This is a genomic window from Vibrio sp. 5S239 (assembly GCF_041439575.1).
Taxonomy (GTDB): Bacteria; Pseudomonadota; Gammaproteobacteria; order Enterobacterales; family Vibrionaceae; genus Vibrio; species Vibrio kanaloae.
The window spans coordinates 57,102-80,447 of the sequence record NZ_JBGOOM010000023.1; the positions used below are offsets into that span (position 1 = coordinate 57,102).

General features: G+C 43.4%; 22 protein-coding genes, 1 tRNA gene and 1 pseudogene. 11 read left to right on the plus strand and 13 right to left on the minus strand.

Annotation, left to right across the window (positions count from 1 at the left end; translation table 11 throughout):
- The first annotated feature begins 65 nt into the window (after positions 1 to 65).
- Positions 66 to 320 carry a YgjV family protein gene (locus ACED48_RS16210; protein WP_029627241.1) on the plus strand — a complete coding sequence of 85 codons (255 nt, stop codon included), beginning with the start codon at positions 66 to 68 and terminating at the stop codon, positions 318 to 320.
- Between the two features lie 145 nt (positions 321 to 465).
- Here ACED48_RS16210 and ACED48_RS16215 read toward each other — a convergent pair whose 3' ends face one another.
- Positions 466 to 3,633 (minus strand): chitinase C-terminal domain-containing protein, encoded by a 3,168-nt coding sequence (locus ACED48_RS16215; protein WP_029627240.1) that lies wholly within the window; start codon positions 3,631 to 3,633, stop codon positions 466 to 468.
- A 449-nt stretch (positions 3,634 to 4,082) separates the two neighbouring features.
- Here ACED48_RS16215 and ACED48_RS16220 point away from each other — a divergent pair, with 449 nt between their 5' ends.
- The gene (locus ACED48_RS16220; protein ID WP_017058157.1) at positions 4,083 to 5,669 is read left to right on the plus strand and encodes a BCCT family transporter; all 1,587 of its coding nucleotides are present in this window, start codon (positions 4,083 to 4,085) and stop codon (positions 5,667 to 5,669) included.
- Positions 5,670 to 5,812: 143 nt separating this feature from the next.
- Here ACED48_RS16220 and ACED48_RS16225 read toward each other — a convergent pair.
- A pseudogene (locus tag ACED48_RS16225) lies at positions 5,813 to 6,173 on the minus strand (RidA family protein).
- Positions 6,174 to 6,419: 246 nt separating this feature from the next.
- Here ACED48_RS16225 and ACED48_RS16230 point away from each other — a divergent pair.
- A complete protein-coding gene (locus ACED48_RS16230) occupies positions 6,420 to 6,866 on the plus strand; it encodes a DUF417 family protein (protein ID WP_017058156.1) in 447 nt (148 codons plus the stop codon).
- Positions 6,867 to 7,037: 171 nt separating this feature from the next.
- On the opposite strand, the gene ACED48_RS16235 is transcribed toward ACED48_RS16230, so the two are convergent.
- The 7 genes from ACED48_RS16235 to ACED48_RS16265 form a co-directional block, all read right to left on the minus strand.
- Positions 7,038 to 7,790: an alpha/beta hydrolase gene (locus ACED48_RS16235; RefSeq protein WP_017058155.1), complete on the minus strand. Its 753-nt coding sequence runs from the start codon at positions 7,788 to 7,790 to the stop codon at positions 7,038 to 7,040.
- 208 nt (positions 7,791 to 7,998) lie between these two features.
- Positions 7,999 to 8,283 (minus strand): YciI family protein, encoded by a 285-nt coding sequence (locus ACED48_RS16240; protein ID WP_017058154.1) that lies wholly within the window; start codon positions 8,281 to 8,283, stop codon positions 7,999 to 8,001.
- A 39-nt stretch (positions 8,284 to 8,322) separates the two neighbouring features.
- Positions 8,323 to 8,841 carry a GNAT family N-acetyltransferase gene (locus tag ACED48_RS16245; protein WP_017058153.1) on the minus strand — a complete coding sequence of 173 codons (519 nt, stop codon included), beginning with the start codon at positions 8,839 to 8,841 and terminating at the stop codon, positions 8,323 to 8,325.
- A 147-nt stretch (positions 8,842 to 8,988) separates the two neighbouring features.
- Positions 8,989 to 9,138: a hypothetical protein gene (locus ACED48_RS16250; RefSeq protein WP_017058152.1), complete on the minus strand. Its 150-nt coding sequence runs from the start codon at positions 9,136 to 9,138 to the stop codon at positions 8,989 to 8,991.
- A gap of 94 nt (positions 9,139 to 9,232) precedes the next feature.
- Positions 9,233 to 9,589 carry a hypothetical protein gene (locus ACED48_RS16255; protein ID WP_017058151.1) on the minus strand — a complete coding sequence of 119 codons (357 nt, stop codon included), beginning with the start codon at positions 9,587 to 9,589 and terminating at the stop codon, positions 9,233 to 9,235.
- A 224-nt stretch (positions 9,590 to 9,813) separates the two neighbouring features.
- The gene (locus tag ACED48_RS16260; protein ID WP_017058150.1) at positions 9,814 to 11,061 is read right to left on the minus strand and encodes a RidA family protein; all 1,248 of its coding nucleotides are present in this window, start codon (positions 11,059 to 11,061) and stop codon (positions 9,814 to 9,816) included.
- A 633-nt stretch (positions 11,062 to 11,694) separates the two neighbouring features.
- Positions 11,695 to 12,579 carry an AraC family transcriptional regulator gene (locus ACED48_RS16265; RefSeq protein WP_029627239.1) on the minus strand — a complete coding sequence of 295 codons (885 nt, stop codon included), beginning with the start codon at positions 12,577 to 12,579 and terminating at the stop codon, positions 11,695 to 11,697.
- Between the two features lie 192 nt (positions 12,580 to 12,771).
- Here ACED48_RS16265 and ACED48_RS16270 point away from each other — a divergent pair, with 192 nt between their 5' ends.
- The 6 genes from ACED48_RS16270 (at position 12,772) to ACED48_RS16295 (ending at position 18,790) form a co-directional block, all read left to right on the plus strand.
- Complete coding sequence (locus ACED48_RS16270; protein WP_017058148.1) at positions 12,772 to 13,920, plus strand: iron-containing alcohol dehydrogenase; 1,149 nt, start codon at positions 12,772 to 12,774, stop codon at positions 13,918 to 13,920.
- 281 nt (positions 13,921 to 14,201) lie between these two features.
- Entirely contained in the window at positions 14,202 to 14,918 is a 717-nt protein-coding gene (locus ACED48_RS16275) for an amino acid ABC transporter ATP-binding protein (RefSeq protein WP_017058147.1), read from the plus strand.
- The gene (locus tag ACED48_RS16280; RefSeq protein ID WP_017058146.1) at positions 14,918 to 15,715 is read left to right on the plus strand and encodes an amino acid ABC transporter permease; all 798 of its coding nucleotides are present in this window, start codon (positions 14,918 to 14,920) and stop codon (positions 15,713 to 15,715) included. Before ACED48_RS16275 ends, ACED48_RS16280 begins: the two co-directional genes overlap by 1 nt.
- Positions 15,716 to 15,727: 12 nt before the next feature.
- Positions 15,728 to 16,537: a transporter substrate-binding domain-containing protein gene (locus tag ACED48_RS16285; protein WP_017058145.1), complete on the plus strand. Its 810-nt coding sequence runs from the start codon at positions 15,728 to 15,730 to the stop codon at positions 16,535 to 16,537.
- 177 nt (positions 16,538 to 16,714) lie between these two features.
- On the plus strand, positions 16,715 to 17,641 hold the full coding sequence (locus ACED48_RS16290; protein ID WP_017058144.1) for an amino acid ABC transporter permease: 927 nt from the start codon (positions 16,715 to 16,717) through the stop codon (positions 17,639 to 17,641).
- A gap of 192 nt (positions 17,642 to 17,833) precedes the next feature.
- On the plus strand, positions 17,834 to 18,790 hold the full coding sequence (locus ACED48_RS16295; protein WP_017058143.1) for an ADP-ribosylglycohydrolase family protein: 957 nt from the start codon (positions 17,834 to 17,836) through the stop codon (positions 18,788 to 18,790).
- A gap of 54 nt (positions 18,791 to 18,844) precedes the next feature.
- On the opposite strand, the gene ACED48_RS16300 is transcribed toward ACED48_RS16295, so the two are convergent.
- Complete coding sequence (locus ACED48_RS16300) at positions 18,845 to 19,729, minus strand: LysR family transcriptional regulator (protein ID WP_017058142.1); 885 nt, start codon at positions 19,727 to 19,729, stop codon at positions 18,845 to 18,847.
- Between the two features lie 102 nt (positions 19,730 to 19,831).
- On the opposite strand from ACED48_RS16300, the gene ACED48_RS16305 reads away from it, so the two are divergent.
- Positions 19,832 to 20,443 carry a LysE family translocator gene (locus ACED48_RS16305; protein WP_017058141.1) on the plus strand — a complete coding sequence of 204 codons (612 nt, stop codon included), beginning with the start codon at positions 19,832 to 19,834 and terminating at the stop codon, positions 20,441 to 20,443.
- Positions 20,444 to 20,511: 68 nt separating this feature from the next.
- Here ACED48_RS16305 and ACED48_RS16310 read toward each other — a convergent pair whose 3' ends face one another.
- From ACED48_RS16310 to ACED48_RS16320, 3 genes are all read right to left on the minus strand, one after another.
- Positions 20,512 to 20,943, minus strand: coding sequence for a GNAT family N-acetyltransferase (locus tag ACED48_RS16310; protein ID WP_017058140.1), 432 nt, complete (start codon positions 20,941 to 20,943; stop codon positions 20,512 to 20,514).
- A 26-nt stretch (positions 20,944 to 20,969) separates the two neighbouring features.
- On the minus strand, positions 20,970 to 21,308 hold the full coding sequence (locus tag ACED48_RS16315) for a zinc ribbon domain-containing protein YjdM (RefSeq protein WP_017058139.1): 339 nt from the start codon (positions 21,306 to 21,308) through the stop codon (positions 20,970 to 20,972).
- 188 nt (positions 21,309 to 21,496) lie between these two features.
- Positions 21,497 to 22,660, minus strand: coding sequence for a threonine/serine exporter family protein (locus ACED48_RS16320; RefSeq protein ID WP_017058138.1), 1,164 nt, complete (start codon positions 22,658 to 22,660; stop codon positions 21,497 to 21,499).
- A 519-nt stretch (positions 22,661 to 23,179) separates the two neighbouring features.
- Between ACED48_RS16320 and ACED48_RS16325 the strand changes: the two genes are divergently transcribed.
- A tRNA-Gly gene (locus ACED48_RS16325) sits at positions 23,180 to 23,254 on the plus strand.
- Positions 23,255 to 23,346 lie beyond the last annotated feature (92 nt).

The following is a 23,346-nucleotide window of genomic DNA, read 5'->3' on the forward strand; positions in this document are numbered from 1 at the left end:
CAATCATCTCATGAAGAGAAGAATTGGTACCGACAAAGTATCGGCAAATTTAAGAGGGTCAAACAATGGAATTCAATATGGTTGAGATTTTAGGTTACGCGGCGTCTATTATGGTCGCAATTTCATTAACAATGAAAGATATCGTTCGTCTGCGTGTTCTTAACTTTATTGGCTGTGCTCTCTTCACAGCATACGGTGTTATGATTGACGCATGGCCGGTTGTTGCAACTAATGGCTTTATCGCTTGCGTAAATATCTACTTCCTTGCAAAAATGCAAAAGGAAAAAAAAACGGAAGCGATGAAAGAAGCAAAAGCTTAAATTAGCGACTAGCACTTCAAATAATTCTGAAAAAGCCCAAATAGAGCAAACTATTTGGGCTTTTTAGTACGCATCGTTGTGAATTTACCTAATTACTATTCCACTCGAATATTCGCGCACTACATTGTTGACGTATTAGGCATGGTTAAGAACATACTTTCGTCCAACTACCATCACTACCCGGTTCGGCACTTGTCCACCAGTTCGCTTGGTATACTACGTTGTTATAAACGACTTGGTCACCCGTGTTTGCATGGCTTGGGTTACCCGCCCAATCTTTCTGAGGTAAGTCTGGGTAAACCGCTAAACCTGCAGTATCACACGTACCAGGGTTTGTACCACCATCGCCAGGGTTACCGCCACCAGAGCTGATATTACCTAGTGGTAAATCTGGTTGCTCAAAGCTAAAGGCATAGTCGACACCATTCACGCTCACTGCATAGTTCGCAGGACCTGAAATTGGCAAGTAATACACCATATCTAGCTCATACACACCACCAGCAGGAAGGTCTTTCCACGCGGGTAACGTAAACGCTACGCGGTGCATGGGTCCGTCTAATCCGCCAATGTTATCCGCACGAGTATGACCAGATGCAATCACTGACAAACCACCGCCCGATTGGTCTTTCGCGTTATCAGGTGCTGATACTGGGATATCGAATTGGAATTCGGTTCCCCCCGGAAGTGCTTGCCCCGTATTGTTCGTGAACGTGATCTTAGGGTTGATTGGGTAGTTTTGGTCACCGACTTTGAAACCACCAACTGAAACTGCGATATCTAGCGCTTCTGTTGGGATAGCACCCGTCGCTACTTTGTTTCCATATGGGGTTGCAGACTTAAACTTATCGTAGATAGCTTTCGTCATTGTGTTACCCATGTGGAACTCACCGTTACCGCTGTTACATGCTTGCTCAGTGGTATCGATTGAAGTTCGGTTGCCGCTCGCATCGAGTACATAACAGTTATAATCCCCTGCTAGTTCCCAGAACATGATGCCACCGATTTCTTTATCGATAACGTAGTCCGCTTTCACATCGATAGACTGCTTATCTTCTGTAGAAAGGAATACGCCCTTCTCTGCATTCCACAACCAAGGTGCAACGGCCACGCTGTCGTAGTTACGCGTGTAAGTGCCTGTTAAAACATCAGATGGATCGTTGACAGGATCAAGCTTGTAAGCCTCAGCGTAAGAACCCCAAATACCTTTCTCTAGGTTCTTAGCGTGCCACATTGGGTTAGAACCCGCGCCCATTTCGTTGCCTTTCGGGTCGGTATCATGCCACATGTTATCGATACCAATTGCGCCATGGCCACAGTTGTTCTTCTCGCCTTCACCCGTACCGGCAGCACATTCAGATTGGTTAGGAAGTGCAGCTCGGCCCCAAAGGCCATTCTCACCACCGGTCACACCTTGCCAACCACGAGTGTAATAAGGTACACCAATATTAATACGACCGGCTGGCATTGAACCGCGGAAGTAATGGTAAGCCCAATCCGTGTTCAGATAACCGATACCGCCATAAGCCGCAGTGTCGTAAACGTTCCACTGTGCTAACTCTGAATCTTTACCTGTATCAAACAATGCAGCGTTATGACCTACGTGATCGTTCCACGCACCGTGAAGGTCATAAGACATGATGTTTACGTAATCGAGATATTTGGTTACGTCGAATGTTTCCATACCGCGCAGCAGGTAACCAGAAGAAGGAGCCGCGATAGTTAACATGTAGTGATTGCCATCTTGCGCAGACGCCGCATCAAGCTTCTCACGCAACACTTTCATCAACACTTGGTACGAAGCCCATAGGTATTGACGACGTGGTTCCATAAAGTCTTTATCGTATGGATTACCTGCGCCCGCCATTGAGGTTGGGTATTCGTAATCGATATCTAGACCATCGAACTGGTATTTACGAAGCATTTCAACCGCTGAAGTTGCGAATTTTTCGATGCCTTGATGGTTAATTGAACCATCGGCATTGGTGGTCATGGTATAGAAACCACCATCAGCCACTCGGCTTCCGTCAGTCGCGAAGTGACCACCGGTTTCTGCCCAACCACCGATTGAAATTAGCGTTTTCACGCCGTGTTTTTTCTTCGCTGTCGCTAATGCACCAAAGTGACCTTTGAAGCCTAATGCAGGATCAACTTCCACACCCGGCCACTCTTTGCCAACCGCAGCGTTTTCAGGATCATTCACATCACCGACGTTTACTTTGCCATCTGAGCCGATGCTCACAAAAGCGTAGTTAATGTGTGTGAGTTGTTCCCAAGGGATATCATTTACTAAGTAAGCGGCTTGTGGGTCATCCCCTGCACGCCAACTTGTGAAGTAACCAATCACACGGCGTGGGTGATCCGCGCCCATTTTCTCACGGCCTTCATCATCGTAAATCGTACAGTAAGGAACATCGACACCTTGAGTTTGATATAAGCCATCAGGGCGACATGTGCTCACTGTTGGAGCACCATTCACAGTCAAAGAAGCCAACGCAGAATCTGCAGTCGCGCCTTGGTCGTCTGTTGCTTTCGCGTAAACCGCTAAAGAGCCAGCTTGAGTTGTTGTGTAATCTAGCGTGTATGGACTTGTTGCTGCTGTACCCACAAGGGCACCTGCTACGTAGAAATCAACCTTATCAACCGTGCCATCACTGTCTGCGGCTGTTGCGGTAAGTGTTACCACACCACCAACATCGACCGAAGCTGCTGAAAGCGCAACCGAAACTGTCGGTGCTTCGTTACCCGGTTGCGCTGAATCAACAGAAACTGAAACCGCGCTTGCAACACTTGTTGCACCTTCATTGTCCATTGCGACAACTGAAACCTGATGGTTACCAGACGTTGCAACCCAAGCCGCTTCAAATGGTGCCGCTGTCACCACTGCGACCGAAGACCCATCAACAAAGAATTCTACGGAAGCAACATTGCCATCAGTGTCTAGTGCTGTTGCGCTTAATACGACGTTGTCGCCTTCAACAATCACATCTGATGCCATTGGCGCTGTTAACGAAGCAGTTGGTGCTTCATTTGGTGTACCGCCACCTCCGTCTCCGTTACACACATCGACTTTCTTCCATTGTGCATAGTCGCCTTCAAACTGGCTTGGGTTGTTATTCTGATTCCAGTAATTTGCAGTATAAGCGCTGCCGTCATGTGAAACCTGATCACCACCGGTATATACAGTGGCAGAGTCCCACGTTTCTAAGGTTGAACAATCAACAGCCGCATAGCTGTTGAACGCCATTAAGCAGGACACGGTGAGAGTACTGAGTGTAAAAACCTTCTTGGCCACTCTTCCTTGGTTTAGGTGCATGTGAGCTATCCCTTAAGTCTTTGTTTCAAAATGTTTAATCCAAGCGATACTTCTCAATCACTTAAATCTCTTCAAAAAACAACTGTAGGCAAAACGTACAATTAAACACCTAAAACATTCTCAATTTATAAAATGACTCGCATTAATTTGCTACAAGCATGCAATGAGTCGACACTTATTTTGCACCAATAACTAATATTAATTTATTTCGGAAAGATAAAAAATCATGTCTCAAAAATCAGAAGTGTGATTCAAACTCGAGGAAAAACCGCATCAAAACTAACCAAAAAGTAGAAATTTGCACACGATTTTGTGTTCTTTTTAAAATTCGCCCACTTTTTGATAACACATATGTTATTATCGGCGGCTTTTTTGACGAGCCTCACATTTATTATGTAAGTGTGGGAGAAATACATAGGCTTTAAATAGCCAAATATAGCGAAGAAATAATGTCCAACTTGACGCAAGTCGCCAACGAAAACATCAACGCAGAATCTACTTCTATCGATTTCAATAAAGCTCAATCTTTGGGTGAGAAACTGGAACTCGGAAACCCAGTCTTTTGGCTTAGTGGCAGTTTTTTAACCCTCTTTGTCATCCTCGCCTTTACCAACACCTCCGTGTTGTCCGAACTTGTTAACACCGGCTTTAGCTACTCTACAGAGTGGTTCGGTGCTTTCTGGCAAGTCCTTCTACTTCTCAATTTCATTATCGGCTTAGTGCTTGCACTAGGACGTACAGGCCATGTTCGTTTAGGAACGCTTGCCCTACCTGAAATGACAACCTTCAAATGGATGTCTATCGTCCTATGTACGCTGCTCGCTGGCGGTGGCGTATTCTGGGCCGCTGCAGAACCTATTGCGCACTTCGTTTCCGCCCCGCCACTATATGGCACGGCTGATCCTCAGGCGATGGCATTAAACGCGTTATCGCAATCGTTTATGCACTGGGGTTTTCTTGCATGGGCTATATTAGGTGGTCTGTCTTCTATTGTACTTATGTACCTGCACTACGAAAAAGGCTTGCCGCTAAAACCTCGTACTCTTCTGTACCCTGTACTTGGCGACAAAGCTATCAACAGCTGGATTGGCAATGTTGTGGATGCATGTAGCATCGTGGCAGTCGCTGCCGGTACTATCGGTCCAATCGGCTTCCTTGGCCTACAGATCAGCTACGCACTGAGCGAACTGTTTGGTATTTCAGACAGCTTTGCCACTCAAAGCGTGGTTGTCCTATTCGCAATCTCAATGTACACGCTTTCTGCATTAAGCGGCGTGAACAAAGGCATCCAACTGGTTAGCCGTTACAACATCATTCTATCGGTTTGCCTGATCGGCTACATTCTTGTGGTTGGCCCTACTAGCTTCATCATTGATGGCTACCTTCAGGGTCTTGGTGCGACGGTTGATAACTTCATCCCAATGGCACTTTACCGTCAAGATACTGCTTGGCTCGGTGGCTGGACAGTTTTCTTCTGGGGTTGGTTCTTGGGTTATGGCCCTATGATGGCGATCTTCATCGCTCGTATTTCACGTGGCCGTACTATTCGCCAAATGATCGTTTCTATAAGCATCGTTGCACCGCTTGTTACATGTTTCTGGTTCAGCATCGTTGGTGGTAGTGGTTTAGCTTTTGAACTAGAGAACCCAGGTGTGATTTCTAGCGCGTTCGAAGGCTTCAACCTTCCTGCGGTTCTACTCGCGATCACAGGACAACTACCGTTCCCTACTTTGATTTCGATTCTGTTTTTGGTCCTGACGACCACGTTTATCGTAACAACGGGTGACTCAATGACTTACACCATCAGTGTAGTAATGACAGGCACAACGGAACCGAACGCAGCGGTACGTACCTTCTGGGGTATCATCATGGGTGCTGTAGCTATTGCGCTTATCTCAATGGGTGCAGGTGGCATCTCGGCTCTACAGTCATTCATTGTGATCACAGCCGTTCCTGTATCGTTCATCTTGTTACCGTGTTTATGGCACGCACCGAAGATCGCGAAACAGATGGCAAGAGATCAAGGCATCGCTTAATACCTAGCCCGGTTTAGTTTTGTAGCATATAGAACGAAAAAGCCACTCAAATGTTTCACCTGAGTGGCTTTGTTTTATCTGGTCGCTGTTTAAGTTAATTAGCGCTTATATCGATTAATGCTTATTTCTACCAATGTTTCGGCTTATTGAAATTTCTCACCCACAACAACCATAAACGACATCTCAACCATTAGTTCGGGTTTACCAGTTCAGCTTTTACACATTCACGACTTGGTGCGCTACTTTCAGGGAACCATGAGTCCCACACTTCGTTCAGTGCATCGAAGTTAGCGAAATCTGTCAGGTAAATAGCAACCGACAATACGCGAGATTTATCGCTATCGACCAAACTCATCATTTCTTCAGCCTGATCAAAAATTTTCTGAACCTGACTCTAATTCCTTCAGATGCATCCGTCTCTGGAACTTCAGCAAAACTTGCGATGCCATTAAGGACAGTTACATCATTCCAACGTTTAGTCGGGTTAATTCTATGGATTTTCACAGGTGATTCTCTTCTTATAATTAGTATTTACGTCAGCGTAATCTAATTCAAATTTCTAATATTGAAAAAAATTAGAGCGTACCTCTTCCCGCCTTACACCTCGCCTTTGCAACTAACCACTTTTCGACCCGATTCATGAATTCTCGAACCTACGCTCGCTAAAAAAATTAAGTATTATTCTCACAACGAAATTAAATGTGTACTCGTGCGGTCATATTCAGGAATTTTATTAAATGGAGTACTTTTATGCATGTTCAAATCTATAATTTAAAACAGACTAATGTGGGATATAACCTTGGAGTGGTTGGCGTAGCATTAGTGCTTGCTTGGATTGGTATTTACAAGTTTACGCCAACCGAATCGATGCTCATTGAGCCACTAATAGCAAATCACCCTGCCATGAACTGGCTTTACAATCTGTTCTCAGTACAGGCTGTGTCTAACATGGTGGGTGGTGCGGAGATCATTGTCGCGATTGGACTGATCGTTGGATTCAAGAAGCCGATAATTGCTTTTTATTCAGGTATTGCTGCAGCGGCTATCTTTGTTGTGACACTCAGCTTCCTAATTACAACGCCAAATGCTTGGAAAATATCGGATGGGATCTTAGTCACTAACTTCTTCCTAGTGAAAGACATCCTGTTTTTGGCTATCGCTATTAGCGTAATCGAACGTAATAGACCTCAAAAGTAACTGTAAATCTAGAAGTGGCTGTAAACCTAAGAAGTAACCTTAAACCTTGAAATAAAGAGGCTCGAAGCTGGCTAGAAGGACGCTGCCAGCTTCTAATGTATAAGGCGATAATCGATTAGGTCGGTCGTCTAATCCGAATACAGATATCGCGCCCTAATGAATTCGATGCTTCTACTCAACTTTTACTCTCAACTCTGCGCACGCTAAGCCATCCAAAAAGCCAATAATAATGTCATTCGTACTTTGCTTCGCAAGATTAGAACCATAATCGCTTAAATCCATATGTTTAGAGTCTGGAAGCTCAACAACACAACTACCATATTGCTTTTGCTCTGATTCAGTAGGTAGCACACCCTCTTTGGTAGGGTATTCAGTTGCACGAATGGAAAGAACTCGAATCTTTTCATTTTTAGGCAGAATGACTCGTTTATGGTCGAGCGTAATTAACTGAGAAATATAACCTTTATTTTCGTTACTCAACCATGTGGAGATATCTCCGCCGTTGGAATGCCCGACCAATATTAACTTGTCAAAATCATAAGTAGGGTAACGACTCGCTAGCTCATGTTGAAGTACGTTGAGAGTCTGTGCCCCTCGCCTCCAATTCTCAATTCTTGTCTTATACAAGTCACCAGTCTTCGATAAAGGAGGATCACTTGGTAGTTCATGATCGACATAAATGGTCATGTAATCCCTATCGTTCAGCATTTCTCCAACAAAACTATATTTGGTGAATGGAACTCGATTACCAGCACTCATAAAAGCCACGTCACACTGTTCTGTTGTTGTACAACTGTCAGAATCCTGCGGCAAAACAACCTCTATAGGTATAGAACGATCTCTTTCCGAGTCAACAATAACCATCGACTCCGCCGACGTAGGCAAAGACAGAACACCTAAGAAAGCGCCTATTAAATATTTCATATCACCTCGAACTCGTACACATAAGTAATGGAGCCATAAAGACAAGAGAAACTATGCCCGAACCTTAAAAACTGCCCTGTCAAATTTGCGGGTAATATTACTCATGCAAGTTTACATCTCAAGCGACCACTGGCGGGGGTTTATATGATTAAAGTCCAATTAAGACAATAAGTTAAGATACCAGTCAACTTCGTAGAATAAATGTACCCTATAACAAAAACTCGAACTCTTTAGACGCCTTCGCCGGCAACATCTCGATGACTTCATACTTAGCGATATTCTCTCGATAAAAAGGATCCTCGGTCAAAAGCATGTCTAACTTCTCCCTGTTGCTAAGTGTGGACAAAATAACACCACCCGTTCTAGGGTTCTTACGGCCCGACAGCTGAAAGTGCCCGAGTTCATACTGCTTGTTTAAAAACTCAACATGTTCTGGAATGAAGAGAGCTACTTCCTCCAAAGACACTTGGTATTCGAGAGAAACAATAAACATAATATTTCCTTACTGTAGGTTAATATTAAGAGTGTTCAGTTACATAGATAACGCCCTAAGATAATAATGAGCATCTTGATCCTTCCCTTTGAACACGGCGTAACTTTCAACGCGTTCAACTAAGTCAAAACCGGCCTTGGATAAGATTTTATTTGAGCCGACATTACCCACTAACGCATAGGCATCAACATATTTAAGGTTGGTCTGTTCCGCCAAATAGTCTAGAAGCTGCTTTACTGCGTTAGACGCAACGCCTTTTGAAGCAAAGGAATGACCAACTCGATAACCTAGCTCTCCACTTTCAGCGTTCTGGTCGATATCACGAACGTTGATTCGCCCACAAATAGTGCCATTGGCGTCTTTGATCAACATAGGAATCATCTCGCCATTGTCATACTCTGTTAGAAAGCTCATGACTTGCTCAGCAACGCCCGCGTTAGAATAGAAACGGTCCTCCCGAGCTGGAACAAATTGCTCAAACCACTCTCTATTTTCGACTTCGAACTCCAATAAAGCACTGACATCATCTGGGTGAAGTAAGTGTAAAAATATATCCATGATTAATCCCCATAACACCGTTCTAAAACACCAAGGATTGCCATACTTCCTCTCGACATTGGCGTCACAACTCAACCTAAGCAATTGTGCCGTATGCATTAAAGTGCATCAAATAGAGATATTGAGAATTGGTAATGGATCAAAGATTTAAAACAATCCAACCAGCACAACTGACAACAGTACCCCACTGATAAAACTGGGGGCGTGGAATGGCATAGATCGCGATTTAACGTACTCTTTTTCAAGGTCTTCTTGGTAAGTTTTAACAGCGAGTTCTTTTACGTAATTATTTTGCATAATAAGCTCCTTCTTAATCAGTAAGAGAAGCTTAAGATTTGAAGCTAAGTTGAGGTAAAGCAAAAATTCAGATTAATTGAACACTTTATTTTTGTTACTCGAGGATTACCCTGAATACATCGTTATTTACACCGCCAACATCCACTAACTCTCCCAGTTTCATTAGAAGCGAGGTGTTCAGTTGTCTTGTTGAACGTGGCTCTTTCATTTCTCGAATCACTAACATATCGACCAAGTAGCCTGAGTCTTGCTTTGATATTGAGCCTGAAAACGTAACACTTTCAACCCTATCGGCGAGCACTGAATTGAATGTTTTGTCTTCTAACACACCTGCGGATATGGATGTATCGCCATAAAATAGCGTGATGGTTGTTGGGTCGAGTGCTAACTCTTGATTGGATGTACACCCCATCATAGCTAGGCACAACATTAAAATAACTCGAAATTGCATAAACTGGTTTTCTTACGTTAAGCGTCTGTTTTTCATATTAAAACACTTCGCATCAATAAACGCCATACGTTGGCAGAAGCTTGTTTAGAGTGATTTGTGTAGTGAGGCTTAACGATAGGTTTATATCTTGAGTTGGGGCTCGCTATTCACAGATTCGGCTCTAAGTCCTTGTTCAGAAGTTAGAGCCGACATTGGATGGTGATTATCGAATTGGGTTCAGTGAATTAAGCAACAACGTCTTGTGGAGGTGTGCCTTCGCAGTTAGAAACTACGGCATCAATTTGGATTAAAGCATTCATAGGAATCTCTGAAACCCCTACCACCGTTCGTGCCGGTAAGTCAGCATTAAAGAACGCAGTGTAGATCTCGTTTACCGCATCAATATCTGAAATATCCTTAAGCTGAATATTAATTTTCACCGTATCGTCCATGCTGTGGTCAACACTTTCAATGATCGCCTTAATATTCTTAAGGCACTGTTCAGCTTGTTCTTTTACACCACCAGCAACCATTTCATTGGTTTTCGGATCTACAGGTAGTTGGCCTGAAATATGATTGTAGTGAGAGAAAGCAACGGTGTGCGAATAAGGCATGAATGGTGCAGCAACAGTATTATTAGCTTCAATAACCAACAAGCGAGTGTCTTCTGGTAATTGCGGAGGTGTACCGTCGCCATGTGAAACGGATGTATCAATTTGAATTAAAGCGCCCATTGGTAGTTCAGCGGCATGAACAACTGTTCGCGCTGGAACATAACTTGGGAAGAACTTAGCGCAAACTTCATTTACCTTTTCTGCATCTTCAACACTTTTAAGGTAGATAGTGGTTTTAACCACATCATTCATGACATGACCGATACTCTCTAGAATCGTTTTAATGTTTGCTAAACATTGTGTCGTTTGTTCTGTGATACCACCTGAAACCAACTCTCCTGTATTTACATCGATAGGCAATTGAGCCGAAAGATTGTTGTAGTGAGAAAATGCCGCGGTCTGCGTCGATACAGAACTTTGAGGCGCGTTATCCGTGTTTCTTGATACCTTTACTAGCGCGCAAGGTTTTTGTGGTTTAGTGCCTTCGCCGTTTGAAATAAGCGCATCCATTTGAACTAACGCATCACTGTTTGGCAGTGCAGCTACACCCACTACGGTACGTGTAGGCAGGCTGTTGTTAAAGAAGCTTTTGTAAACTTCATCAATAGCATCGATATCAGATATATTCTTAACGAAAACATTAATTTTCACGACATCATCCATAACATGGTCGATGCTTTCAACAATCGATTTAATATTATTTAAACATTGTTCAGCTTGATCTGTAATGTCACCGATGACTATTTCACCCGTTTTAGGATCAACCGGAAGTTGAGCAGAAAAGTTATTATAATGAGAAAAAGCGACCGTTTGTGTAGATACAGGATTAATTGGCGAATTTTCAGTGTTTCTTGATATTTTAATGATATCGCTACTCATTGGTATTATCCTTTTAATAAAATAGGTATACGTATTTATATTTAACAATCGTATTGGAAATAATGATTAAAGTAGCGGCATGTTAAGCGAATTAGTTTTAGTTAAACGTGATATTCATCAGACTATCACTTTACTATAAACCAATGAATTACCGAATAATTAGTCATTGAGCGACTAATTATCCGTAAAAAAAGGATTTATCGAGTGCCAAATTATCTTTATTTTTTAGTCTATTCAATATTTCTGAATACTCTCTCAGATAATTCGATGAGTAATTTCCAAAATTTAGATTATATTTGATAGGTTGTTCACACTAAAAAAGCCTTATTATCAGAACTATTTAAATCACCCTAATATATCCTGCATAAACTTTTAATCTATTTAACTAATTATTTTAAAGAGCCTATTTTATACAAGTACGTTAATAATATGTTCATACTAAAATACCAACATACTAACAACGCCCATTATTAGATACACCTCCTCATATAATTTAACAAATAAGAGGTTTAGGGTAACTGCGAGAGAAAGGTCGTTGTCGTACTAAGAAGTGGTGATATCTGAAATAGATATGGCGTCAGAAGAACTATCGACGCCATAGTTTTTGGAACATGGATTTGCTTGAAAGAAGAGCTACACCGCTCTTGGAGTGGTATTGAAATGGCGTTTAAATTCACGGCTAAATTGGGATGGGCTGGAGTAGCCGACTCGGCGTGCAGCGTCGTTAATTCGCAGGCCTTCTGACTGAATCAGTTCTTTAGCTTTGTTAAGCCTTACCTTCTTCAGGTATTGAAGTGGTGATTCAAAGGTGACGTTTCGAAAAGCATTATGGAAAGCAGACACGCTCATGTTCGCTTCATCAGCGAGCGATTGAACGGTAATGGTTTGATCATACTCTTCATGTACTTTAGACAGCGCCTTGGCAACACGTGCGTAGTGGCCGTCGTGATGAGCAAGGTCGAATAACACACGCCCTTCAGATCCTGTTAATGCACGATAAACAATTTCGCTAACGAGCGCATCACCCAGTATGTTGGCTTCAATGTCGCAATGTAGCGTTTTGATCAGTCGAGTAAAGCTAGCTAGCATCTGCTCTTCCATCGGGGTTGACTCTAAACCACTCGATTTCTGTTTATGCTTGTTGCAGTAGCTTTCGAGAAACCCTTGGTCTTCTAGCTTTTTCACTAAGCTGTGTAAGCGCTGAGAGTCGATGTTGATCGACAAACCAAGTAAGGGTTCACCATCGACAGGCAAGGCTTCGCACTCTAGTGGCATTGGCACGCCAACGACGAGGTAATCACCCGCGGCATAAGTAACCGGCCTTTCGCCGATATAGATGTTCTTCTGACCCTGTCCAAGCATGATGATCCCAGACTGATAGGTAAAAGGTTGGCGTTGGTTACCACCACTGCTTCGGTAAAACCAGACATCCTCGATCTCAGTTTTTCGGATCCCCTCGAGATCATTCCAACCTTTGTATTCAACGTAAGACTGCATTAACTGGGCGAGTGTATTCATAACTGGTGATATTCCATTCAAGGTGCGGAGTATATTTGCACAAAATCCCAAAAAGAATAACAACATTGTAGAAATAGGCAATTAATTTAGAGAAATTGGCCTTCACCACCCTAAGTTCCTGTACTAATATGCAAATATAACAATTGAGCAATACATCAGAATAAAAATCTAGCTTTACACAAGGAACCTACAATGCAATTTACTTATGTTAACCCTACCGTAATTCACTTCGGCCAAGGTCAAATCAACACTATCAGCCAAGCGGTTGATACTTCAAAGAAAGTACTTGTTATCTACGGTGGCGGTTCAATCAAAAACAATGGCGTTTACGACCAAGTCATAGCATCTCTGAAAGATCACGCATGGATTGAGTTTTCTGGTGTTGAGGCAAATCCAACGAAAGAGACACTCGATAAAGCAGTCGCTCTTGCTAAAGCAGAAAATGTAGAATTCATTATCGCTGTTGGCGGTGGTTCGGTCATCGACGGTTCTAAATACGTTGCTGCAGCCGCTAAATACGACGGTGACGGTTGGGACATCCTAGCAGGTAAACACCAAGTAACAGAAGCGACACCAATCGGCGCAGTATTAACGCTTCCGGCTACGGGTTCTGAATCTAATATGGGTGCAGTAATTACTCGTAAAGAGACTCAAGAGAAGCTGGCATTCATGAACCCAGCCGTACAGCCTAAGTTTGCGGTAATGGACCCAGATGTAATGAAGTCTCTGCCTGAACGTCAACTGATTAACGGTCTAGTTGATGCTTGGGTACACGTATGTGAGCAGTACATCACAATGCCAACAGACGCGATGGTTCAAGACGGTTACGCAGAAACACTGCTGAAAAACCTACTTATACTGGGTAAGCAATACGACGAGCGCGACAACGACGCATGGCGTGCAAACCTAATGTGGACCGCAAACCAAGCGCTTAACGGCCTGATTGGTACTGGCGTTCCTCAAGATTGGGCAACACACATGATTGGTCACGAATTCACAGCACTGTGGCAAGTAGACCACGCACGTTCACTTGCGATTGTTCAACCTTCACTACTTCGTAACCAAATCGAAACGAAGCGTGGCAAGCTAGAGCAAATGGGTCGCAACGTATTTAACCTAGAAGCAGGTACTGACTTAGCAGAGCGTACTATCGATGCAATCGAAGTGTTTTACCACAGCCTAGATGTGGCAACGATGTTCGACGGTTACGAAACAAACAAAGAGACAGCAATCGACAATGTTGTTGCTCAGCTTGAATCACATGGTTACCTAGAGCTTGGCGAGAACAAAGCCATCACGCCAGCAAAAACACGTGAAATCCTAGAGTCTGCGATTCACTAGGAGTCGCTTGAACTTAAAGAAAGCAAAACAGATCGAAATACAAAAGTAATTTGAATGGGAGAGATGCCTTAAACAATATTTATGGCATTACACTGAACCTAATTCTTTGTTCTTTCGTATATCAAAAGCAGCGTTCATTTTGGCGCTGCTTTTTATTTGCCCTACAAGATGCTATTAAATTCTCATAAGCTCTTATTTTTATGTGCAATCATATTTTTATATTGATAAGGTAAACTGCTCAATTACAAGGTATGTAAGACGATTTGAAGTCTCTAAAGGAAATGGTTAAGTTTAAGTCACTTAACAAGTGGTATGGTGATTTCCATGCCCTAAAGGATATCGATTTAAAGATTGAACAGGGAGAGATTGTGGTAATTTGCGGGCCGTCTGGTTCTGGCAAATCAACCTTGATCCGCTGTATCAACCAGCTAGAGCCCTTCGAAAGTGGCGAGCTTTCTGTGCTAGAACAAGCGCTTCCGTGCAAATTCAGCACTCCAGGTCAAGTCGGTATGGTATTTCAACACTTCCACTTATTCCCCCATCTTACGGTGCTTGAAAACCTGACTTTGTCTCCGACCCGTACGCTCAAAAAAAACAAACAAGATGCAGAGAAAATAGCGATGCATTATCTTGAATGTGTGCACATTGCAGGGCAAGCCAATAAATATCCAGCTCAGCTTTCTGGCGGCCAACAACAACGAGTTGCGATTGCTCGCTCTCTTTGTATGAAACCTCAATTATTGTTGTTTGATGAACCAACATCTGCCCTTGACCCAGAAATGATCAACGAGGTGCTCGATGTGATGGTTGAGCTTGCAAGCGAGGGGATTACCATGGTGTGCGTGACACACGAAATGGGCTTTGCGAAACGAGTTGCCGACCGCGTCATTTTTATGGATGAAGGGCAAATAGTGGAATCCAATACACCTCAAGCGCTTTTTGAAAACCCTCAACATGAACGTACTCAAGCGTTCCTAAATCAGGTCCTGACTTATTGATGTTGATTCGAATTATTAAACCCGCCCTTTCCGCTCTAGTACAAATTGTTGTACTTGTGGCCGCTGTTGTTTGGATTCTCGATTCTGGCGCACAAACCATGGGATACAGCTGGCAATGGGAGCGCGTGCCGGACTATATTGCTTTCTATGAAGATGGCGAATGGTGGCCTGCAGAATTAGTTGAAGGACTACTGGTCACTATCAATATATCTCTGATTTCTTTGGTCGCGACACTGATCATTGGTTTAACGACAGCGCTATTGAGAAACTCAAATTCTGTGGTTGGACGCACCTTAGCCACCAGCTATGTTGAGCTAATTCGTAACACGCCGTTATTAGTACAAATTTATTTGCTCTATTTTGTGTTTGGCCCCGTTTTAGGGCTCGATCGTTTTAGCACTGCCGTTTTAGCCTTGGCACTTTTCCAAGGTGCTTATACTGCCGAGATCTTCCGTGCAGGTTTAAATGGCATTGCGAAAGGACAATTTGAAGCCGCTCAATCTTTGGGCTTATCGAAGACCTATACTTATTGGGATGTAATCCTTCCGCAGGTGGTACAACGCACGTTGCCGCCTTTGACGAATGAAGTCATCTCTCTTATTAAGAACTCTTCAATTGTGAGTGTCATGGCGATTTTCGACCTGACAACTGAAGCCAGGAACATTGTTTCTGAAACCGCGATGCCATTCGAGATTTGGTTCTCTGTGGCGATCATTTATCTTGCTCTTACACTTTCACTTTCTGCCGTTGCTGCTTGGCTTGAGCATAAGCTCGGGGCTAACTGGCGAACACAATAAGGATTTATCAGCATGAAGCTATTTAAAACCGCGATTACAGCCCTACTTGCGCTTGCCGCCAGTTTGCCTGCACTTGCTTCTGAAACGCCTAACCTCGATAAAATCAACGAACGTGGCTCACTGCGCGTTGGTATGTCGACATTTGTTCCTTGGGCGATGCGAAACAAACAAGGCGATCTCGTTGGCTTTGAAATCGACGTGGCGAAACGCCTTGCCGAAGATTCAGGTTGGAAAGTCGAATTTGTACCGACGGCATGGGACGGCATCATCCCTTCTCTATTATCGAAGAAGTTTGATGTAATCATCGGCGGTATGTCTATCACTGAAGCTCGTGCCAAAAGCGTATTATTCACTGAACCTTACTCGCACTCTGGCGTTCAACTGGCGGCTAATAAAGAGCTAGCGGAAGGTTTTACTCAGATCTCTGATTTTGATTCTCGCCGCGTAAAAATTGCAGCACGTCGTGGAGCATTCACGGTTCAAGTCGCTCGTGAAACCTTCCCTAAAGCGAAAGTTCTGCAGTTCGATGACGATGCTCAAGCGTTCCAAGAAGTGTTAAACGGCAACGCACACGCGGTTATCGCATCTAGCCCGAAACCAGAACACGAAACAATCAAAAACGCAGACACGCTATTCATTCCATTTGAAGAGCGCCTATCAAAAGGTAACGAAGCGTTTGCTGTGCGCCTAGGCGAAACAGACAAAGCAGAATTTTTCAACGCGTGGATCAAAGCTCGTACTGAAGACGGTTGGTTGAAAGAACGTTACGAGTACTGGTTCTCTACGCTGGATTGGCAGGACCAGATTGCTCAAGGTCAGTAACCTGAAGCCGAGCGCACTTTTTAAATATCGGCTCGCTGTTGGTTGATTAATCAAGGTAGTGCGCTGTTTGCACTGCCTTCTCATCGACAACTTAAGTAGCCTTTTAAGTAGCTTTATTTGATTCGCTTTAGCTCCAAACAACAAACCAATAATAATTAATGTTTAAACAGGAATGACGTGAGTAGTACTAGCGCATTATCAACGCCCAAGCCCAACCTTCACATAAAGCCTTGGTATCAACGCCTTAACCTATTAGATGGGGTGTTGCTTGCCACCATTTGTGCGTTCGCAGGATGGCTTTATTATCGCTCTGCTGTTGGTATTAACTACCAGTGGCGCTGGGAAGATGCGTTTACCCTGATTTTCATTCCACCTTCTCAAGGCAGTGTCCCTTATTTCTTCCAAGGCTTGGTCGCAACACTGCGCTTAAGTTTATGGAGCATGGTGTTAGCGCTCTCTTTCGGCACACTGTTAGGGGTAGCAAGACACTCTAAGATCGCTTTATTCAAAACACCGGCACTGATTTTCATCCAGTTGGTTCGAAATATTCCGCCATTGGTATTTGTATTTATCTTTTACTTCTTTGTCTCTAACCAGCTGATCCCTCTGCTTGGCTTAGAAAACGTTTTACGTGGACACAATGGTGAAATTAATGCTGTTCAAGCATTCCTGTTCGGACCCGCAAACCTTTGGGAAAACTTAGCCTCTGGTGTTATCTGTATTGGCTTGCTTTCCTCGGCTTATATCGCTGAAGTGATCCGGTCTGGTTTAGAGAGCATTCCTAAAGGTCAGTGGGAAGCAGCTGACTCTCTCGGTTTATCTACGCTGTCTAAATATCGATTTGTGGTTGGCCCACAGGTATTAACCGCGATTACGCCACCTTTGGCTGGCCAAGCAATCTCTTTGGTTAAAGACACGTCGATTGTGTCTCTGATTTCGATCCAAGAGATGACGTTTGTTGGTACTGAAATGGCGAACTCATCGGGGTTGATCTTCGAGATCTGGCTGATTGTAGGCTTCGTATATTTTACTTTGTGCTTTGCACTTTCGCGTCTGTTCAAAGTGATTGAGCAACGTTCTAGTGCTTACCTTAACCACCAGTAACGTCATTAATCAAAAGTATCGACTCGCCCAACTATTCATCACCCTTATCCATCCCACCTGATTGGTTTAAGTTATTGACCAATAAGGATTTATTCCTTCATATTTCTTCCGAGAAACACAGCAAAATGCTCGGCTAATCACTATACTTAACGTATCGAACTACATTGATTCATCTCAAGGATATCGCTCAACATGGACAATCATAAAGAAAGAGCTTTTTACGCCGTTGTCGGCGCATTGGTTGGAGACGCCGCTTCAATGGGGCTGCACTGGCTGTATGACCAAGAGAGGATCTTACACGTAGCGGGTTTTGAGCCAGAATTTCGCTCTCCGAATCAGTTCGATTACCAAGACAAGGGCTACTTTGCGCACCAAGGTAAAACCGCAGGTGAACAATCTCAATACGGAGCTCAGTTATTGGCGATGGTCGACAGTTTAGTCGACAACCAACAATACGATGAAGCGAGCTACATCAAGCACTTCCGCTTCTGGTTTGATTTTGGTGGTAGTTGGCGAGGCTATATTGATAAAGCGACTCGTATGAGCTTGTTGAACATCCATCAATTAGAATTGGCAAACGCCCCGATTACAGCGTGTGGCGCGGATGATACTCAATTGCCAGCTGTTTCAAAAATCATTCCTTTGGTCGCCTGTACTTACACCTCTCACACTTTGCCAGCGATGGTAGAGAGCGCGGTACGAGTGACCAACAACAACGACAAAGCCGTGGAATGGGCGCAAGCCATCACCCTACTGATTCAAGCGGCAATTCAAGGCAACTCACCATTACAGTCGGTAGAAATGGTGCGACAAACTTGCAGCAAATTCATACACGATCAAATCGATGAAGCATTGGCTGAACCTGAGCTTTCGATTACAGATGCCGCGAAGAAGTTCGGATTGCATTGCGAATTGAGTGCTGCGTTCCCACTACTGATTCGCATCATTGCGGGTGCTCAGAGTTATCAACAAGGCATTCGCGACAACATCTTATGTGGTGGTGACAGCTGCGGTCGTGCGATTGTAATTGGTGCGGTATTAGCGGCGTGTTTCTACGAAGAACATGACGAAATTCCAACCGAATGGCTAAAACAAGTCAAACTCAATGGCGGCGTGCTGTCTTTGCCTATTGAGTTATTTCCACAATAACGAACTAGAGTCTGACATAAGACAAGCAAACTTCTAGTTCAGAGGTTGTTGTTCCTATAAGGATGGAACACACTGCGATAACTCATTCTTTAACCAAACCACAAACGGGCTTTCTGGTTCACCATGGTTGTTATCTTGTGTGAGCAATATGTACTGATGGCCGGAAGGTACAAAGCCGAACGGTGCGATTAAGTTGCCTCTATTCAAATCATCAACCACCAATGGATAAGAACCAAGAGCCGCTCCTAGCCCATCAACGGCCGCTTGAAAGCAGAAATAGAAGTGTGCAAAGGTCTGGTTTGATATAGTTTGTGACACCAATCGGCTATCAAATTGGCTATCTTTGGTGATAGATGCCCAGTGATTCCAAGCGTTTAGTCGCGTGCTGCTGTGCAATAATTTCACATCGGCTAGCTTGTCTTTGACCTGTTGCCAATAATCAGGCGAGAACACCGGGCCTACCCATTCTTCGACTAACGGAATCTGCTTGTAGTGCTCGGTTACGTTGAAGTCGTCTCGGCGAATGGCCATATCTAAACCAGTTGCGCCTAATGTCACAGGCCCACCTGCGGTAGACAATCGAACATCAATTCCGGATTCGTTATAGAAATCACCGAGTCGAGGCATTAACCAACGCATGGTCAATGTGGGTTCGCATGAAACTTCCAACGCTTGATGATTCAACTGATTAAGCTTATGGACTCCAGTCTCCAAGGCTTGGAATGCTTGCTCTGTGTAACCTTTGAGTAATTCCCCTTCTTTAGTGAGACACACATTCCTGCCCTGTTTGTAGAACAAAACTTGGGATAAGTGATTTTCCAATACCTTGATCTGCTTACTCACTGCGCCATGTGTGATATTGAGTTTATCCGCCGCATCACTATAACTGCTCGAATGCGCTGCTACGTGGAAAATATGAAATGCTTTCAAATGTCTCATGTGTGATTTTTTCTCACAGATAGGTAGAATTCATTTCGATTATAGGCAGCAATAAAAAACCATACAATGCTGGCTCATCAAATATAAAGAGTTGGAGTCATTATGGAGTGGTTAAGCCTAGCAGTATTGGGACTATTGATTGTTATAAGCCCAGGAGCTGATTTCGTTTTAGTTTTGAAAAACAGTGTCAGTCAAGGAAGACAAGCAGGGATTTGGACTGCAATAGGTGTGAGTTTAGCGATTTGTGTTCACATCAGTTATTCAATGCTTGGGATCAGTTACTTAATATCACAGAATGAGCAGCTGTTTGACATGATCAGATACGCAGGCGCAGCCTACCTTATTTATCTAGGGCTAAAAGGTATCTTGAGTGCGGACAACAAGCTTACACCTATGGAAGATGCAAAGCAAAGCACCAGTGTTTGGCGCTATTTAGCACAAGGCTTTTTATGTAACGTGCTCAACCCAAAAACCATGCTGTTCTTCCTGAGCATCTTCAGCCAAGTCATCTCACCCGATGCTGCGAACCAACATGTCGCACTTGGCTATGGGCTTTACATGATCGTTCTTCACGGCTTATGGTTTGGCGTTGTTGCTATGCTGTTTACTTCGAATACATTGAAAAAGCATCTATTGAGAGCAAAGAAAAGGCTTAATCAAGCGTGTGGATTTGGTTTAGTGACTTTCGGAGCACTGTTGGCGATTAAATCTTAAATTGAAAACCAAAACAAAAAACCTCAAAGGCGAACTGTGCCGTTGAAGTTAATAACTAATGCTTGGAATTACTGGCGCCACATATAGACAAACTGATCGTTTTGCGAGGTGATTTCAAAGCCAAACCTCAAGTACAACTCCCCAACTCGATTACCTTGCAGGTAACAAAGTTCGACGGGTTTATTGAGGCTGTCAGCCTTAGTTAAGCAATCTTTCAATACTTGGCTGCCAATGCCCTTTCCATGATACTCCGGCAGTAAGAAGAATCGACAAAAATAAAAGTGCTCGCCTTTGTCTTGCAACAACACACTCCCAATCGCTTTGCTTTGATATTCAATAATTTCAGGCCGTTCTTCTGCCCACTCTTCAGCATGTATATCTCGTTGAATTTGTTCATCCCAGCCAAATACGGCTTTGATTGGTTCAAACTCAGCAGCTTTCTTAAGCTCGAACAGAAATTCATAATCTGATGACTGAGCAGGTCTTGTTGAATACTTCAAAATATCTCCAACAATAAAATGAATGGTTACTGCTTTTTCACGTATTTCGCTGTCACCAGCATCTCACCGCCACCATCAAGTTTGCAATCTAGCTGATGATCTTTGCCTTCGTTGATACGTCTAATCACAGCTTTAGTACCAATTTTTAATACGCTAGAGCTACCTTTTACTTTTAAATCTTTAATAAAAGTTACTTTATCGCCAGTTTCTAAAACGGCACCGTTAACATCCTTGACGCGCGCTGCTTCTCTTTCTAAACGCTCTTCTTCTAGGTTCCACTCATAAGCGCACTCAGGGCAGATTAGGTTGTTTTGGTCTGGGTAGACGTATTCAGATTGGCATTGCGGACAAGGAGGTAAAGACATACGTTAACACTTCATTTAAATGGAATTTGTGCTCATTTTAATGGCTCTTGCTAGGCTTAGCGAGCACAAATCTAACCGATGAATCTAGAATAGGAAAAGAGCTGCGCCGAAAACGAACAAACACAGCCATGAAGCTGTGTTTGTTGATGAAACTAATTTGTTTAAAAGGCAGTCGTAATCTAAAAAGGTCAATGTTCTACTTTTGGCGAGTAGATTGAATACGCTGTGATTTGCCCAGCCACAATCGCGGAGAACATAAACAGCGCCGATAAACCGATACTTGGGATCGGCAAAATAGACTGCTCAAACACCGATTGGCTAGCACTCACCAACACGCGACTACCCGGGACCAAGATAATGATCCCTTGCACGATATAGATCGAACCAGTGAGATCCATTTTCTTCGCAATCCAAGTACCATAAAGGGTAATCAACACTGTGGTTACCCAAGTACCCACAACCCAACCACTATCAAAACCTAGATAAAACGGGCCCCACATACCGAGAACAGCGACGGGTAAACCTAATAGAATATCCGTTGGGCGCGCATTAAACATCACACCGATAGAGACAGAAATCAGCACCAATCCAGAAATGTGCATCCATATCGGCACTGCATTGATATAAGAAATAGAAACGGCCTGCCCCCATATCGCTTCGCCAATATTGAGACCCATAACAATGCCAACAAACAGCTTAATGAGGGTTAACGCACTTTGACCGAGCAAGCTCGTGCCGGAGACCAAGTCATTAAACGCCAAACACTCTAATGCGTTGGCTATTGATAACCCGGGTACGAACAAAACTATTGAAGCAATACACAATGCCCAAACAGGAATGGGCAGGCCTGTACTCGCCAAGAAAGCAACGAAAATACCGGTCAATAACGCCGAAATGAATTCAACCGCGATGGCACGACGTGAATGTAGAACTTGCTGACACACCCAAACCATCAACCCCAAAAACACCGAGAAAGCAACCGCTTCTAGCGTGCTGCCCACAAGCATCAAATACGCGGGCGGAATGCCCATATTTGCAAGAGCTGTCACCCATTTAGAATAACCTACAGGTTCTGGCACCGGTTCACTACTCGGTTGATTAATACGAATAATGGTATTTGCCAACAAACTCAGATTAATTGAGGCCAATTTTTGGCGTTTTAGAATAACGGCGTTGTTATCATCTGGAAACTGATAGTTAATCGCGGTTGGCGTTGCTTGGATCATCACATCAACACCATGCTTTCTTGCATAGTATTGTGTGTACTTTTCAAGCTTATAAGGAGCACAACCACTGCGGTGAAGAGTGTCACCAATTTCAACAATTTTGTTAATTCGGTACTGAGAAGGCATGGGTGCATTAAGGGGGAGACAAAATATGCGGCAAATGTAACAAACGACAGACGGAATGACGAGGATTTTGCGCAAACTTTCAACTAAACTCGTTACTTTTTTCTCCAAACGCTCATGATTACTTATAACGCCACTATTTGGGGATTAGTTTAGTGAATGATATGATTTATGCTCAAGTTGTATTTATGCATCTAAATTGTTATCAGAAACTCGACAATTTGGATGAAAAACCCTTTATTTTAACTTACGACTTTTCATGATTTGCTCACGTCTCGAACGGAATGAGTATCCATTTAAATTTATAAATATGGGCTGACTCCTTTACCAAAGGTATAGGTTATCTGTTATTTTAGACCTAGACTGAACAAGAGTTTAATCACACGTTACTCTTTCTAGAAGCACAAAAGGCGAGTAAAAAACTATCGGAGTGGTGATTATGCGAGCACTTAGAGTAAAAATGAAAGAAAAAGGTTTCGTTTTCAGTTAGATGTGGCATTATCAAACTCGTTAAGACGATGTGCGTGCATCGTATAATGGCTATTACCTCAGCCTTCCAAGCTGATGATGCGGGTTCGATTCCCGCTGCACGCTCCAAGTCTCTTAATGCCTCAGTCTTACTCATAAGACAGTGTGCGTGCATCGTATAATGGCTATTACCTCAGCCTTCCAAGCTGATGATGCGGGTT

Coding starts and splice junctions, on each gene's coding strand:
- ACED48_RS16210 (WP_029627241.1), top strand. CDS start 66: ATGGAATTCAATATGGTTGAGATTTTAGGTTACGCGGCGTCTATTATG.
- ACED48_RS16215 (WP_029627240.1), bottom strand. CDS start 3,633: ATGCACCTAAACCAAGGAAGAGTGGCCAAGAAGGTTTTTACACTCAGT.
- ACED48_RS16220 (WP_017058157.1), top strand. CDS start 4,083: ATGTCCAACTTGACGCAAGTCGCCAACGAAAACATCAACGCAGAATCT.
- ACED48_RS16230 (WP_017058156.1), top strand. CDS start 6,420: ATGCATGTTCAAATCTATAATTTAAAACAGACTAATGTGGGATATAAC.
- ACED48_RS16235 (WP_017058155.1), bottom strand. CDS start 7,790: ATGAAATATTTAATAGGCGCTTTCTTAGGTGTTCTGTCTTTGCCTACG.
- ACED48_RS16240 (WP_017058154.1), bottom strand. CDS start 8,283: ATGTTTATTGTTTCTCTCGAATACCAAGTGTCTTTGGAGGAAGTAGCT.
- ACED48_RS16245 (WP_017058153.1), bottom strand. CDS start 8,841: ATGGATATATTTTTACACTTACTTCACCCAGATGATGTCAGTGCTTTA.
- ACED48_RS16250 (WP_017058152.1), bottom strand. CDS start 9,138: ATGCAAAATAATTACGTAAAAGAACTCGCTGTTAAAACTTACCAAGAA.
- ACED48_RS16255 (WP_017058151.1), bottom strand. CDS start 9,589: ATGCAATTTCGAGTTATTTTAATGTTGTGCCTAGCTATGATGGGGTGT.
- ACED48_RS16260 (WP_017058150.1), bottom strand. CDS start 11,061: ATGAGTAGCGATATCATTAAAATATCAAGAAACACTGAAAATTCGCCA.
- ACED48_RS16265 (WP_029627239.1), bottom strand. CDS start 12,579: ATGAATACACTCGCCCAGTTAATGCAGTCTTACGTTGAATACAAAGGT.
- ACED48_RS16270 (WP_017058148.1), top strand. CDS start 12,772: ATGCAATTTACTTATGTTAACCCTACCGTAATTCACTTCGGCCAAGGT.
- ACED48_RS16275 (WP_017058147.1), top strand. CDS start 14,202: ATGGTTAAGTTTAAGTCACTTAACAAGTGGTATGGTGATTTCCATGCC.
- ACED48_RS16280 (WP_017058146.1), top strand. CDS start 14,918: ATGTTGATTCGAATTATTAAACCCGCCCTTTCCGCTCTAGTACAAATT.
- ACED48_RS16285 (WP_017058145.1), top strand. CDS start 15,728: ATGAAGCTATTTAAAACCGCGATTACAGCCCTACTTGCGCTTGCCGCC.
- ACED48_RS16295 (WP_017058143.1), top strand. CDS start 17,834: ATGGACAATCATAAAGAAAGAGCTTTTTACGCCGTTGTCGGCGCATTG.
- ACED48_RS16300 (WP_017058142.1), bottom strand. CDS start 19,729: ATGAGACATTTGAAAGCATTTCATATTTTCCACGTAGCAGCGCATTCG.
- ACED48_RS16305 (WP_017058141.1), top strand. CDS start 19,832: ATGGAGTGGTTAAGCCTAGCAGTATTGGGACTATTGATTGTTATAAGC.
- ACED48_RS16315 (WP_017058139.1), bottom strand. CDS start 21,308: ATGTCTTTACCTCCTTGTCCGCAATGCCAATCTGAATACGTCTACCCA.
- ACED48_RS16320 (WP_017058138.1), bottom strand. CDS start 22,660: ATGCCTTCTCAGTACCGAATTAACAAAATTGTTGAAATTGGTGACACT.